Source organism: Flavobacterium tistrianum, assembly GCF_003254545.1.
Lineage (GTDB): Bacteria > Bacteroidota > Bacteroidia > Flavobacteriales > Flavobacteriaceae > Flavobacterium > Flavobacterium tistrianum.
Genome location: NZ_QJRH01000069.1, coordinates 133,994 through 148,077 on the forward strand (window position 1 = coordinate 133,994; position 14,084 = coordinate 148,077).

Consider the following 14,084-nt stretch of genomic DNA (forward strand, 5'->3'; position numbering starts at 1 on the left):
ATGAATATTAGCCATTTCCTTAAAAAAGACACAAAACCCTCTATTTGGAGCGGCGGATTGACATATGAATATATGGTCTATCCGAAAACGGCAAATTACGCCGATAGAGATTTTGGGTTTAGAATAAGCAGCGCTACAATTGAAGAAGTGCCTTCAGAGTTTACCAAATTTAAAGGCTACCACCGATATCTAGTTATACTTAATAACGACTTAGATGTTGAAATCAATAAAGAAAAAAAATCATATAAGAAATATGAAATCATGGAATTTAATTCTGATGATGACGTGATTTCGTATACAAAAGGCACTGATTTTAATTGGATGGTTTCTGAAAAAATAAACCATCGTAAACTAGGAATAGCAAATAGTAATCAGAATTGTAATGCTGAAATAATCATTTTGTTTTCTTTAGAGGCGACAATTATTACAATTAATAAAAAGCCATACCATTTAGAAATCAATGATTTATTGGTTATTGAAAATGAGAAAAAGGAAAATGTTATGCTGCATTTTTCTAATGATTGCCTGTTTGGAATATTGGATTTTTAATTTTACCGCAAAGTTCGCAAAGAGTTACGCAAAGTTTTTTTTTTAATCTCGCAAAGTCGCAAAGACGCAAAGTTTTATTCTCATTTTTGTCATTTCGACGAAGGAGAAATCTCCACAAGTGGCTCCGCAAAGTATTTCGCCAATCTTTGTAGAGCTTCTAACGAAGATTTCTCCTTCGTCGAAATGACAAACTGTATGGAAACTTTATCTAAAACTTTGCGTCTTTGCGTCTTTGCGAGATTTTCATAAAACGTGAGGCGCACTGCAGTACGTCTTTTACAGAAAACCTTTGACCCTTTGCATCTCTGCACCTTTGAACCTCAAAACTAAGAAACCGTTCTCTTAATCTTCGAAAGAAATTCGTGAGAAACGCCCAAATACGAAGACAAATTCTTATTGTTTATAGAACTTACCTTTTGCGGATAACGTTCTTTAAAATCCAAATAGCGCTGTTTTGAGGTTTTATGCAGAACATCCAAAAGTCTTTGCTGAATGGCGACATTAGCGCGTTCTATCATCAGTACATGAAATTTAATGAGTTTTGGAATCATAGCAAACAGATACGCTTTTTGCATTTTACTGATAACTACTATTTCGCTGTCTTCTATGGCTTTAATATTGTAAGTGGTTGGCTTTTGATGGTAGAAACTTTCCAGATCACAGATCCATTCGTTTTCAAAGGAGAAGAAAATAACGGTTTCCGTTCCGTTTTCGTTTAGAATGTAGGTTTTGAACGAACCTTTCAAAATAAATCCTTCATAGCAGCTGTTCGAATTCTGGATTTGCAAGAACTGATTCTTCTTCAGTTTAATGAGTTCTGCTTTGGAGACAATAATATCCCATTCTTCATCTGTGAGCGGAATTTTTCGCTCAATGTTTGCTCTTAGTAGGTTGTACATGTTGTGGTTTTTGTGGTTTTTTGTGAGGTTTAAATTTGTTTTTTCAACTCATTATTAATTAGGGGCTTAAATTAATGTAATCGATTACGTAAAAATAAACATAAAATGCATTTTTGTAAATTTAGAAGTGTTAAAAAAACATATTTCATAGATTTTTTTACGAAAGTTTGAACTTGTTCAACTTTTTTCCTACAAATAATATTGAGTTTTGCGTTGTTAACTTATTATATAACCAAACTTTAATTATGAACTTAAAATCAACATTTTCAATGTTCGCTGCAGCATTGATTTTCGGATTTACGGCATGTAACTCTGAAGAAGTTGCTTCAAGCACAGAAGCAAGAATTCAACCAACAAACGAAACAGCGATTGATGCTTCTGCAACCAATCCGACTGCTAAAATCGGAAACTGCGCCGAGGTTCCAGGATGGGCTTCACAAAACGGAGGTACAACTGGTGGAGGTTCTTCTGCCGAAACCACAGTTACCACTTACGCTCAACTGAAATCGGCTGTAGAAAACACGGCTGTAAAAGTGATCAGGGTTTCTGGAACCATTACTATTACCGCAAGATTGTCATTTCAGGATCAGACTGGAAAAACGATTTATGGTACAAGCGGCGCTAAATTAGTTTCTACTGACCAAACTAAAGATGGTTCTGGAATTTTCAACATCAAAAGATGTAAAAACATCATCATCAGAAACTTGATTTTTGAAGGGCCAGGCGCTTACGATACTGACGGATGGGATAATGCTGTTCTAGACGAATGTACAAATGTTTGGATAGATCACTGCGAATTTAGAGATGGTGTTGACGGAAACTTCGACATCAAAAACAAATCAGATTATATTTCGGTTACGTACACTAAATTCCATTACCTAAAACCTCCAAAAGCGGGCGGTTCTGGAGGATCAGATGATCATAGATATTCAAATTTAATTGGTTCAAGCGATGGCGCAACTGCTGATCGCGGAAAATTGAGAATCACTTTTGCAAGATGCTGGTGGGCTCCAGGTTGTAGAGAAAGAATGCCAAGAGTTCGTTTCGGACAAGTGCATATTGTAAACAGTTTCTTTAACAGTACCGTAAGCAATAAGTGTATTGCTGCAGGATTTGAAGCAAATATTCGCGTAGAAAGCAATGTTTTTGAAGGCGTAAAAAATCCGATTGAATTAATGACTGGTTTTACAGCCGTTACTTCTACAAGCAATGTATTTACAAGTGTAACGGGAACTCAAGCTGGAAGCGGAACGGCTTTTACTCCGCCCTATTCTATCGTGAAATTAGCTAATACTGCTGTTAAAGCTGATATTTCTGCAAATGCAGGACCTACTTTGGGAGGTAATGTTTGTGGTTCTTTCTAAAAGGAATCATATTTAAAAATAAGTTATTTTCTAGTTTTTAAACCACGGATTGCGTTTCAATGCAGTTCGTGGTTTTATTTTCTTGCCAAGAGGACGCGAAGACACTAAGTTTTTTTTAATCTCGCAAAGTCGCAGAGCCGCAAAGTATTAGATAAAGTTTCCATCCAGTTTGTCATTTCGACGAAGGAGAAATCTCTGCTAGAAGCTCTACAAAGATTTGGATTATCACTGCGGAGTTACTTGTGGAGATTTCTCCTTCGTCGAAATGACCAGATTGAGAAACAAAAATCATTTTAATCCATTTAATCTGTGGCAAACAAATAGATGCACTGCAGTGCGTCTCTACAGAAAAACCTTTGTCGCTTTGTTCCTATGTAACTTTGCCCCTTTTTAAAGAACCAACTCCTCAAACAAACGCTGAATGGTTTTTTCCAAATCCTGACTCAACCCAGGATGAGGTCTTGAAGTTTGAATTGCAGAACTTCTAATAGCCGTTAGCCATCTAAAACGCTCTGGAATCTCAAATTCAGCAATTGGTCCTCCGTCTTTCGCTCCGTTTGCGATTTTTACTAAAGAGGTTAAATTACATTCTAATTGTTCGATGTCGAAATCATTAGAAAGGGCTTGTATTTTTTCTTTATTTAAATGAAATAGAACCTTTATAAATTTGGCTTTTTTGCAAAACAAAATGATTCCGATATTCAGGAATTCTTCGCGTTCTACCCTTGGTACAACACGAATCACAGCATATTCGTATAAGTGACTATCTTGCATTTTGCGCCTGATTTACAAATATTTCTGAATTCTCTAATCTTGTTTTTAAAAACTGCAAATAAACGTTTCGCAATCCTTCTGGTGTTTCGTCCGCATCTTCCCACTGCAACCAGTCTAACGGAATGGTATTCACGATTTCTTCTAAAATTTCGGGTGTTAAAATCGCTTTAAATTCGGCATCAACTTCTTTTAACATTGAAGCTTGAGGTAACAAAACGTGATCTTTTATTAATGCAAATGGACTTTTAGCATGCTGTTCCCAGTTGTGCCAAGAATGATGAAAGTACAAACAAGCGCCATGATCGATCAGCCATAATTCTTTATGCCAAATCAGCATATTGGTATTTTTGAAAGTTCGATCTACGTTTGTGATATAAGCGTCTAGCCAAACAATTTGCGAAGCCAATTTAGCATCGACAGTTGTTACAGCAGGATCAAAAGTAATGGCTCCTGACAAAAAGTGAAGTGCTAGATTTAATCCTTGGCTTCCTTGCAGTAAATCTTGAATTTCTTCATCGGCTTCGGTTCTTCCGAAAGCTTCGTCCAGGTTTGCGAATACTAATTCTGGCAATTGCAGTTTTAAGGCTTTTGCAATTTGCCCGCCAACTAATTCGGCTATTAGAGCTTTTACGCCGTGACCGGCTCCTCTAAATTTTAATACGTATTTAAAGTCGTCATCGGCTTCTGCTAAAGCGGGTAAAGAACCGCCTTCGCGCAGCGGCGTTATATAACGCATGACATTTACTGTTCTAAGATCGAAGTTTTTCATATTACAAACTTACAATTTTTGATTTTAGATTGTAGAGTGTAGATTTTAGATTTTTTCTTCTTATGAACTTTTTTGTAACGCAAAGTTCGCGGAGGTTTACGCAAAGTTCGCGAGGATTGTTTTTACATGATGGAAAATTTTTGCTCGCAAAGTCGCAAAGTTTTTATATTCTTTGCGATTTTGCGTCTTTGCGAGATTAAAAAAGTTTTGCGAACCTTACGTAAACCTTAGCGCTCTTTGCGGTTAAACTAAACTCAAAAAAGCTTTCCCTAAATACTTAATAATCGTAGAAGCTGTAAAAGATTCATAACCAGTTTTTGGCAAAGCTAAATCGGCTGTTAATCCGTGGAGGTAGACACCCATTTTGGAAGCATATTTGGGTTCGTATCCTTGTGCTAAAAGACTTGTGAAGATTCCAGTTAAAACGTCGCCACTTCCTGCGGTTGCTAGTGCAGCGTTTCCGCTTGTGTTTTCGTAGACTGAACTTCTGTTGATAATGTAGGTTGGCGCGCCTTTCATGACCACAATCACTTTGTATTTTTCTGAAAAAGCAATTGTTTTCTGGAATTTCTCGGCTTCCGAATTCCACTTTCCAATCAAACGTTCTAATTCTTTTGGATGAGGTGTTAGAATCGTGTCTTCGGGAACCAATTCTAACCACGAAATGTTTTCTGAAATAATGTTTAAAGCATCTGCATCTAGAACTAAAGGCGCTTTGTTAACTCTCAAAAATTCAAATAAAGCTTTTTGTGTTCCAAGCTCCTTTCCTATTCCTGGCCCAATTCCAACTGCTTGCGGAATTAGTGGCAAATGAATATTGGTAATGAAATTTGTATTTTCGTCGGTTACTGTCATTACTTCGGGAATGGAGATTTGAAGTATTTGATAACCGCATTTGGGTATAAAAGTCGTTACGAGTCCGCAACCTGTTTTAAGACAGGATTTTGAAGCTAAAACCGCCGCTCCTATTTTGCCGTAACTTCCCGCAATAATCACTGCATGACCTTGTGTTCCTTTGTGAGTTTGAGGATTTACAGGTTTGTATAATTTCTGAATTTCTTCTTTATTAATTAAATACGGTGATTTCATCTAGACGCTTTTATACAATAAAATTACATAAAAAATCGAAATCATGATTCTTCTAATGAAACTGTTAGCCCTAGCCCTGATAGCAGCGGCATCTCCCGATTTAGAAAAACAAGGCTCTTTAGCCGTAGTTTTGTTTATCGGGAATATAGCGTATAGCAGGAAATAGCTCCAAATTATTGCGAAATTTATAATTTAAGGTCTTTTAATTTGATATTTTTTGAATAGATTTGCAAAACAATTTTATAAAACAACACAATGAAAAATACTGCGCTTACGCACATACATGAAGGTTTAGGAGCGAAAATGCTTCCTTTTGCTGGTTATAATATGCCTATCACTTATGAAGGGGTTAATGCTGAACACGAAACGGTTCGTAATGGTGTGGGCGTTTTTGACGTTTCTCACATGGGTGAATTTTTATTGACAGGTCCAAATGCTTTGGCTTTGATTCAGAAAGTGACTTCAAACGATGCATCTACTTTGACAATTGGAAGAGCACAATATTCATGTCTTCCGAATAATGAAGGCGGAATTGTTGACGATTTGATTATTTATAAAATGAAAGAAGAAGAGTATTTACTGGTTGTAAATGCTTCTAATATTGAAAAAGACTGGAACTGGATTTCATCTCATAATGATTTGGGAGTTGAAATGAAGAACCTTTCTGACGAATATTCTTTATTGGCAATTCAAGGTCCAAAAGCTGTTGAAGCTATGCAGTCTTTGACTTCTGTTGATTTGTCTGCTATTGTTTATTATCATTTTGAAGTAGCTGATTTTGCAGGATTCAACGATGTTATTATTTCTGCTACTGGTTATACTGGTTCTGGAGGTTTTGAGATCTATTGCAAAAATGCAGATGCTGAGGCTATCTGGAACAAAGTTTTTGAAGCTGGAGCTGCTTTCGGAATTAAACCAATTGGTCTTGCAGCTCGTGATACTTTACGTTTAGAAATGGGATTCTGCCTTTACGGAAATGATATTAATGATACTACCTCTCCTCTTGAAGCTGGTTTAGGATGGATTACTAAATTTACTAAAGATTTTACTAATTCTGAAGCTCTTAAAAAACAAAAAGAAGCGGGTGTTACCAGAAAATTAATTGCTTTTGAAATGCAAGAGCGCGCTGTGCCAAGACATGATTACGAGATTGTTGATGGTTCTGGATCGGTAATCGGAATTGTAACTTCTGGAACTATGTCTCCTTCTATGAATAAAGGAATTGGTTTAGGATATGTAACAGTTGCAAACAGTGCGGTTGACAGCGATATTTTTATTAGAATCAGAAAGAATGATGTTCCTGCAAAAGTGGTTAAATTACCATTTTACAAGAAATAAGTTTTGAACTTTATAAAATTAAAGAATGCGTTACGGTTGTAACGCATTTTTTTTGCTTTAAAATAAGCAGATTCAGGTTAATTTATCTGCTGTGTATTCGTTTAACGGTTAAATGCTTTTCGTTGTCGATATTTTGCTAAAAATACTACAATTTGTAAAAAAATTAGTGTAACTTTAATCATAAACCATGAATTTCCATTTATGAAAAAGATTTCACTACTCCTTTTTTTGCTGACATCAACTATATCTTTTGGTCAGAACAGCGCAGAAACTTGTGAAATATTAAACAAAATAAATGCGCTTATTCAAGCAGAACACCTAAGACCAAAACCAGTTGATGATAGCTTATCTGTGTTCGTTTTTGACAACTTAATTAACGAACTTGACCCTTCTCGCAATATATTTTTTAAGAGCGAATATGATGAATTGGCTCAGAAATATCGTTATAACTTAGATGATCTAATTCTAAAGAACGATTGCAGTTTTCTTACTGATATAAAAGCCAAATATGTAAATGGTCTTTTACGCACCAAAAAAGTTTTAGAAAAAATCCAGACAATCCCGATAGATTATACTAAGAAAGATACAATTCGTTTTTATAAAAAATCTTTTGCTTTTTATTTAAAGAAAGAAGACATAGAAAAGGTTTGGATAAAAAAACTGCGCTATCAGATTCTAGATGATATTGCTGAAATGAGTGAAAATTTAGATTCTATAAAAACGAATTTTAAATCGATCGAACAAGCTTCTAAAAATCAAATCGTTTCGAATGAAATATGTCGTTTCAGCACATTAATAGAATCAAATACCAAACAGGAAGAAAAACTCTATAATTTTTTCTGCACGTATTTTGATCCTCATACGGCTTACTTTAGCGATGATTCTAAAACTAGCTTTGTTGCTTCTTTATCAAAAGAACATTTATCGCTTGGAATGACGGTAAACCTCAATGAGAAAAACGAAATCATTATTGATGAGGTAGATCCAAACGGACCCGCATATCAGACTGGACAAGTAAAAAAAGGCGATCAGATTATTTCTATTTCCAATCAGAAAGAAACGCTTCAGGTTTCTTGCGCTTCGTTAGAGTCTATATCGTCTATGATTTTATCTGAAAGCAACAAACATATTACGTTAACCTTAAAACGCAATTCGGGTAAAAGTTTTGATGTTTACATTGAAAAACAAATGATGAAAGATGAAGAAAATTCCGTTTTCAGTTTTATCATTGGCAAAGACAGCAAAATTGGCTACATAAAAATTCCGAGTTTCTATGCAGATCTTGACGGCAGCAGCAGAAAAGGTTGTGCCGACGACGTTGCGCGTGAGGTTATAAAACTGCAAAGAGACAGCATAAAAGGCCTTGTAATTGATCTTATAGACAACGGTGGCGGTTCTATGGAAGAAGCCATAAAATTGGCTGGAATGTTTGTAGATTATGGTCCGCTTTCTATTGTAATTGACAGTAAAAAAGAGAAATCTGTAATTAATGATCCTTTTAAAGGTGTAATTTATAGAGGTCCAATCGTAGTTTTGGTTAACAGCAATACGGCTTCGGCAAGTGAATTTTTTGCTTCTATTATGCAAGATTACAATCGTGCGCTTTTGTTAGGAAGCACTACGTTAGGAAAAGCAACCATGCAGACTATTCTTCCGCTTGAAGAAGAAAAAAATACTGATTTCTTAAAGATAACTATCAATAAATTTTACAGAATTACGGGCAAAAGCCATCAATATATCGGAGTAAGACCAGATGTTGTGCTTCCTGAGTTTTATGAAGATATTTACCAAAAAGAAAGTGATTTTCCGACGGCTATAAAAAATGACAGTATTGAGCCTTTCTTAAAATACAAAACATATGTGAAGCGAAATCTGATAGACAAAATTGCTAAAAACAGCTCGGCGAGATTATCAGACAATTACTTTTTTGACAATATAAAAAAGATCAATCTTAAAATAGATCAGATTGTGAATGCTCCAAAAGCTGAAATTCCGCTGACATTAGATGCGGTTTTCAATCAGAAGAAAACATTAAATGCACTTTGGACAGAGATCAATACGTTTAATGACGAAAATAATCCGCTTGATGTATACAATTCGAGTGTCAATCAGTTTCTTCTTGGAGCCTATCCAAATGACAAAACGATTAATCAATATCAAATGGATAATCTTAAAACTAATCCGTATCTAAATGAAGCCGTTAATATTATTAATGAATTTAACGGAGGAGCCAAGTGATTTTAGATTTTAGATTTTAGATTTTAGATTTTAGATTTTAGATTTTAGATTTTAGATTTTAGATTTTAAAAATCGCTTCGCTCTTTTTGTAATTTGGATTTGTTTAAAATTTAGATTTGTGAACTTTTATAAAACTAGATATTAAAGTCTTAAAAAAAATCCTTGTGCTCTTTGCGTAAATCCTAGCGAACTTTGCGGTTAAAATCAGCGTAAGCCATTCAACTTGAAACTTGAAACCTGAAACAAAAAAGAACAATTTTGTTTTTGTAAAAATTAGGAAAACCGTATTTTTGCATCACAAAACTAAAAATTAGAAATGGGAAGAGCGTTCGAATTTAGAAAAGGAAGAAAAATGAAACGTTGGTCAGCAATGGCCAAAACATTTACCAGAATTGGTAAAGATATCGTAATGGCTGTTAAAGAAGGCGGACCAAACCCAGACGCCAATTCTAGATTAAGAGCTGTTATTCAAAATGCAAAAGCCGCAAACATGCCTAAGGACAATGTGGAGCGCGCTATTAAAAATGCAAGTAATAAAGATACTGCCAACTATAAGGAAATTTTGTTTGAAGGATATGCTCCTCACGGAATTGCTATTTTAATTGAAACTGCTTCTGATAACAATAACAGAACTGTAGCAAACATTCGTAGTTATTTCAACAAATGCAACGGAACAATGGGAACTCAAGGTTCTGTTGAGTTTATGTTTGACCACACTTGCAACTTCAGAATTGCAAAAGATGGTATCGATGCTGAGGAATTAGAACTAGAATTAATTGATTTTGGTGCTGAAGAGGTTTTTGAAGATGAAGACGGAATCTTAATCTATGCTCCTTTTGGAAGTTTTGGTGCTTTGCAAAAAGAATTAGAAAACAGAGGTCTTGAAATCCTTTCTTCTGGTTTTGAGCGTATTCCGCAAATTACTAAAGAATTAACCGAAGCTCAAATCGCTGACGTTGAGAAATTGATCGAAAAAATAGAAGAAGATGATGACGTAATGAACGTTTATCATACCATGAAAGAAGAATAGTCTTTCTATAAAATATATCTTAAAAAAAGCTCTGGATTTTTCTGGAGCTTTTTTGTTTTTGAAAAGTTTACTTAAAAAACTTCAAAACAACTATTTTGAAACGAAAACGAAAATATTATTTGAATTCATTTTAAAATAAGATTAAACACTTCTAAAGATAACATTTCGATTATATTTGCAACACCTCAAATAAAATTAAAACTAAAAATGCAAACATCAAAAATCACTCGAATTGCGGTAGTAGCACTGGTTCTTTTGTTCTTAGTGCTAAGCGTAATCAGCTGCAGTACTCATGTACACACTCACGACCATCATCATCACCCTGCTCCGGGAAAAAAAATACCGCCAGGACAAGCAAAAAAAATGAATGGAGACCAAAGCGCCAAAGCATATGCTCCCGGTCAACAGAAAAAAAGATAACAAACACAAGCCTTCTGAAAATTCCAGAAGGCTTTTGTGGTATTATAAACAGATAAGAACTCTACTTTTTAGCATTCGTATTAATAACCTTAATTAAATAAGTTCCTTCAGGTAAATCCGTAATGTTAGAAGCATTAGCACTCATTATTTGTCTTCCTTGTGAGAAAACTTCAATCTTTTTACCAGTTTTATTTGTTTCAACAGTGTTGTCCGCAGGTGCTGAAGGTTTTGCAGCTACAGCAACAGTTTTTTTTGAAGCACTTAAAGGTGACGAATTTGTAACAGTTGTTTCAGTTACTGTCCCGCCATTTGGTTTCGAGCTATTGTATGCTTCTCTAACCTGTTCATCAGTCATAGCAACACTATATAGTCTTAAATCATCAATATCTGCGTTGATACTCATTGAGGTATTTAATCTCCCTAGATTTAAAATATAGCCTTTCGCTGAACGTTGAATCCCGTTAGCCGTTTTTAACAATTCACCGTTACGGTAAATTTTTGAGACATTACCATCGTAAGTAACACTATACATATACCAGGTTTCTTTAACAAGAGGAACTGATACAATTACATTGTTGTTATCTCCCCACCCTACTAGGCTTAAATCTGAACTTCCTCCACTTACGGGTTGCTGAACTAAACCAAAATATTGCCCGTTTACTGCAGCTCCATAACCTAAAATATAATTAGGAATATTTATGGCATTAAATTTTACCCAAACTGATATCGTCCTTGGTTTATTATCTTGCGGAAGCTCACCAACAACAGCCTGTAAAGATTTATTAACTAATCTTAAAGCTCCTCTTGGTGTTCCCATTCTGTCATTCACATAAAGCGGAGTTCCAACAAATGAAATGCTATTGTCGGCGCTGTTAAGATTACCATTGAAATTAAATTCCTGCACGGGATTTTGCGCATTAGCAGTTAAAAAATTTACAAACAATAAAGTGAGTAATATTTTTTTCATAGGCATAGATTTATGAGAGTGACTTGGGGTTAAGGCAACTAGTAGTTGATTGTAAAATACAGATTCTGCAAATTCAAAAAATCATTTATTATTTTCAAAAATTTTGTTAAAACTATAATTTTAATTCAACATATCCAAACGATTCCTACATACAAATACACAATTCTCACAAAAACACTTTGATGATAGAAATATTATCCTTTTTGCGCATTTCAAAACTATTTTTGATGGAAATTAAAAAAAGCCTCCTGAACACAGAAAGCTTTCCTTACTATTCCAAAAACCCAATTGCTTGCGCAATAAAAAACTAACTAACATTTAAAAAGTAAACTAAAAAACTATTTATTTTGAGGTAATTTTTTTAGATGGAGTACTGGTAATTTTTAATAAATATGTCCCCTCTGGAAGATCGATTAAATTCGTTGCATTACTTCCCACTATTTTTTGCCCTTGCGAATAAACTTCAATACTTTTTGTGGTTCCGTTTACATCTCCAGAGGTAATAATAGTTTGACTTGTTTTCGCTTTCACTGCTGTTTTTGCCGTTATAGCCTCAGCAACTGTCGCTGTAAGCAAATTAGACGGCTTTTCGGTCTCGTATAATTCATTTACCTGCTCTAGAGTCAAAGCAACATTATAAATCTTTAAATCATCTATATCAGCATTTATTCCAACCATTGTATTGATTTCTCCCAATCTAAAAATGTTTCCATTTGTAGATTTCACCATACCTTCCGAGTACTTTAATAATTTACCATCTCGATATATTTTAGAAGTAGTGCCTTCATATGTAATCGCATAATTGTACCAAACATTCTTTTCAAGTGGTGTAGATACTATAATATCATTAGAAGCGCCCCAAGCTGCTAAACTTAAATCAGAGTTGGAAGAAGCTGTTCCTTGCTGCAATAAACCGCAATACTGAGCATTTAAAGGATTTCCGTATCCCCAAATATAATTTGCATTTGAAATATCATTGAATTTAACCCAAATACTAATTGTTCTTGCGCTTTTTCCTTGAGGCAGATTATCGATTACTGCTTCTAAAGCTTTATTGTTTAGTCGCTGAGCTCCTTTTAAGGCTCCAGCTCTATCTGCTACAAAATTATTGGTTCCAATAAATGAAATTGTATTTGCCGTATTGTTTAAAGTACCATTAAAGTTAAATTCCTGAATCGGTGTTTGTGCATTCACATTCAAAAAACTTACAAACAAAACTGTTAGTAGTAATTTTTTCATAGTAATAGATTTTAGGGATTAAACAACTTTCGTTATCTTAACATCTCAAAACTAGACCATTATGATTTTTAAAGAAAAAATTCCCGATAAAGTGCCTAAAAAATCGTTTAAACAACGTTTTTCCTGGATTTTGATGATAAAAACATTTTTAAAAACTCAAAAGTTTTATTAAAATATTACAATAAAAGCAAATAAAATTATATTTTCCTACGTATAAACACAGTATATTCATCAAAATAATAAATTTTAACTTTTACAAAATTTATCACCGAGAAAAGTTAGAAAAAAAAAAAAAAAAAAAAAACTCCATTCGAAAAACAAATGGAGTCTTTATATTTTGAAAAGTACTTTTATTACTTTACGAATTCAATTTTTTGAGCTTCTTCTTCATTAACACTATCAAAGAAGCCTTGCTCGTTCATCCAGTCATCGCTGAATACTTTACTCATGTAACGAGAACCATGATCTGGGAAAATAGCAATAATATTACTGTCTTTTGTAAATTCTCCTTCTTCAGCATATTGTTTAATAGCCTGCATTACTGCACCAGAAGTATACCCAACAAATAAACCTTCTTTTCTGGTAACCTCTCTAGCAGAGTGAGCGCTTTCCTCGTCGGTTACTTTCATGAATTTATCAATAATATCAAAATCGGTTGCCGATGGAATTAAGTTTTTACCAAGACCTTCTATACGGTAAGGGTAAATTTCTTTGCTGTCAAATTCTCTTGTCTCATGGTATTTTTTCAATACAGATCCAAAAGCATCAACTCCTAAGATTCTAATATTTGGATTTTTTTCTTTTAAGAATTTTGCAGTTCCAGAGATAGTTCCTCCTGTTCCGCTGCAAGCAACTAAGTGCGTGATTTGTCCTTTTGTTTGTTCCCAAATCTCTGGACCTGTAGTGTTGTAGTGGGCATCAATATTTAGCTGGTTGAAATATTGATTAATATAGACTGATCCTTTTGTCTCTTCGTGCAAACGTTTGGCTACATTATAATAAGATCTTTCATCATCTGCAGAAACGTGAGCCGGACAGACATACACTTTGGCGCCTAAACTTCTCAACATGTCAATTTTATCCTTAGATGATTTTGAGCTTACAGCCAAAATACAATTGTAACCTTTAATAATGCTTACCATTGCTAAACTAAATCCTGTGTTACCAGAGGTAGTTTCGATAATGGTATCTCCTGGTGATAGAATTCCTTTTCTCTCTGCTTCTTCAATAATATATAATGCTATTCTATCTTTTGAGGAATGACCTGGATTGAAAGCTTCTACCTTTGCGTAGAAATTTCCTTCTAACTCTTCGGTGATTTTATTTAGTTTAATAAGAGGGGTGTTTCCTATTAACTCTAAAACATTATTATAAGCGCTTATTTCTTCTTTCATAAAAAAATAGTTAA

General features: G+C 34.4%; 12 protein-coding genes. 5 read left to right on the top strand and 7 right to left on the bottom strand.

The genetic code is table 11. The features are described 5' to 3' along the window. Complete coding sequence (locus DMB71_RS12580; RefSeq protein ID WP_111366596.1) at positions 1-549, top strand: HutD family protein; 549 nt, start codon at positions 1-3, stop codon at positions 547-549. Between the two features lie 326 nt (positions 550-875). Here the strand turns inward: DMB71_RS12580 and DMB71_RS12585 are convergent, their stop codons facing one another. After that, entirely contained in the window at positions 876-1,448 is a 573-nt protein-coding gene (locus DMB71_RS12585) for a Crp/Fnr family transcriptional regulator (RefSeq protein WP_111366598.1), read from the bottom strand. Positions 1,449-1,693: 245 nt separating this feature from the next. Between DMB71_RS12585 and DMB71_RS12590 the strand changes: the two genes are divergently transcribed. Beyond that, a complete protein-coding gene (locus DMB71_RS12590) occupies positions 1,694-2,812 on the top strand; it encodes a pectate lyase family protein (protein WP_111366600.1) in 1,119 nt (372 codons plus the stop codon). Between the two features lie 390 nt (positions 2,813-3,202). On the opposite strand, the gene DMB71_RS12595 is transcribed toward DMB71_RS12590, so the two are convergent. The 3 genes from DMB71_RS12595 to DMB71_RS12605 all read right to left on the bottom strand — a co-directional run bounded on the left by DMB71_RS12595 (position 3,203) and on the right by DMB71_RS12605 (position 5,444). Then, positions 3,203-3,586: a DUF3037 domain-containing protein gene (locus DMB71_RS12595; protein ID WP_111366602.1), complete on the bottom strand. Its 384-nt coding sequence runs from the start codon at positions 3,584-3,586 to the stop codon at positions 3,203-3,205. Then, positions 3,576-4,355 carry a HipA family kinase gene (locus DMB71_RS12600; RefSeq protein ID WP_111366604.1) on the bottom strand — a complete coding sequence of 260 codons (780 nt, stop codon included), beginning with the start codon at positions 4,353-4,355 and terminating at the stop codon, positions 3,576-3,578. Before DMB71_RS12600 ends, DMB71_RS12595 begins: the two co-directional genes overlap by 11 nt. Positions 4,356-4,598: 243 nt before the next feature. Beyond that, positions 4,599-5,444, bottom strand: a complete 846-nt coding sequence (locus tag DMB71_RS12605) for an NAD(P)H-hydrate dehydratase (RefSeq protein ID WP_111366606.1) — start codon at positions 5,442-5,444, stop codon at positions 4,599-4,601. Positions 5,445-5,699: 255 nt separating this feature from the next. Here DMB71_RS12605 and gcvT point away from each other — a divergent pair, with 255 nt between their 5' ends. The 3 genes from gcvT (at position 5,700) to DMB71_RS12620 (ending at position 10,050) form a co-directional block, all read left to right on the top strand. Continuing rightward, positions 5,700-6,782, top strand: coding sequence for a glycine cleavage system aminomethyltransferase GcvT (gcvT, locus tag DMB71_RS12610; RefSeq protein WP_111366608.1), 1,083 nt, complete (start codon positions 5,700-5,702; stop codon positions 6,780-6,782). A gap of 201 nt (positions 6,783-6,983) precedes the next feature. After that, a complete protein-coding gene (locus DMB71_RS12615) occupies positions 6,984-9,020 on the top strand; it encodes a S41 family peptidase (protein ID WP_111366610.1) in 2,037 nt (678 codons plus the stop codon). A 316-nt stretch (positions 9,021-9,336) separates the two neighbouring features. After that, positions 9,337-10,050 (top strand): YebC/PmpR family DNA-binding transcriptional regulator, encoded by a 714-nt coding sequence (locus tag DMB71_RS12620; protein WP_012024626.1) that lies wholly within the window; start codon positions 9,337-9,339, stop codon positions 10,048-10,050. A 481-nt stretch (positions 10,051-10,531) separates the two neighbouring features. On the opposite strand, the gene DMB71_RS12630 is transcribed toward DMB71_RS12620, so the two are convergent. The 3 genes from DMB71_RS12630 to DMB71_RS12640 all read right to left on the bottom strand — a co-directional run bounded on the left by DMB71_RS12630 (position 10,532) and on the right by DMB71_RS12640 (position 14,070). Next, positions 10,532-11,437, bottom strand: a complete 906-nt coding sequence (locus tag DMB71_RS12630; RefSeq protein WP_204251790.1) for a LamG domain-containing protein — start codon at positions 11,435-11,437, stop codon at positions 10,532-10,534. A gap of 342 nt (positions 11,438-11,779) precedes the next feature. Continuing rightward, positions 11,780-12,676: a LamG domain-containing protein gene (locus DMB71_RS12635; RefSeq protein WP_111366614.1), complete on the bottom strand. Its 897-nt coding sequence runs from the start codon at positions 12,674-12,676 to the stop codon at positions 11,780-11,782. Positions 12,677-13,029: 353 nt separating this feature from the next. Further along, a complete protein-coding gene (locus DMB71_RS12640) occupies positions 13,030-14,070 on the bottom strand; it encodes a PLP-dependent cysteine synthase family protein (protein ID WP_111366616.1) in 1,041 nt (346 codons plus the stop codon). Between the last annotated feature and the right edge of the window lie 14 nt (positions 14,071-14,084).

Excerpts from the sequence above, each read along its gene's own strand:
- DMB71_RS12635 (WP_111366614.1), bottom strand. The coding sequence starts at position 12,676 with ATGAAAAAATTACTACTAACAGTTTTGTTTGTAAGTTTTTTGAATGTG.
- DMB71_RS12585 (WP_111366598.1), bottom strand. The coding sequence starts at position 1,448 with ATGTACAACCTACTAAGAGCAAACATTGAGCGAAAAATTCCGCTCACA.
- DMB71_RS12620 (WP_012024626.1), top strand. The coding sequence starts at position 9,337 with ATGGGAAGAGCGTTCGAATTTAGAAAAGGAAGAAAAATGAAACGTTGG.
- gcvT (WP_111366608.1), top strand. The coding sequence starts at position 5,700 with ATGAAAAATACTGCGCTTACGCACATACATGAAGGTTTAGGAGCGAAA.
- DMB71_RS12630 (WP_204251790.1), bottom strand. The coding sequence starts at position 11,437 with ATGAAAAAAATATTACTCACTTTATTGTTTGTAAATTTTTTAACTGCT.
- DMB71_RS12590 (WP_111366600.1), top strand. The coding sequence starts at position 1,694 with ATGAACTTAAAATCAACATTTTCAATGTTCGCTGCAGCATTGATTTTC.
- DMB71_RS12640 (WP_111366616.1), bottom strand. The coding sequence starts at position 14,070 with ATGAAAGAAGAAATAAGCGCTTATAATAATGTTTTAGAGTTAATAGGA.
- DMB71_RS12600 (WP_111366604.1), bottom strand. The coding sequence starts at position 4,355 with ATGAAAAACTTCGATCTTAGAACAGTAAATGTCATGCGTTATATAACG.
- DMB71_RS12615 (WP_111366610.1), top strand. The coding sequence starts at position 6,984 with ATGAAAAAGATTTCACTACTCCTTTTTTTGCTGACATCAACTATATCT.
- DMB71_RS12595 (WP_111366602.1), bottom strand. The coding sequence starts at position 3,586 with ATGCAAGATAGTCACTTATACGAATATGCTGTGATTCGTGTTGTACCA.
- DMB71_RS12580 (WP_111366596.1), top strand. The coding sequence starts at position 1 with ATGAATATTAGCCATTTCCTTAAAAAAGACACAAAACCCTCTATTTGG.
- DMB71_RS12605 (WP_111366606.1), bottom strand. The coding sequence starts at position 5,444 with ATGAAATCACCGTATTTAATTAATAAAGAAGAAATTCAGAAATTATAC.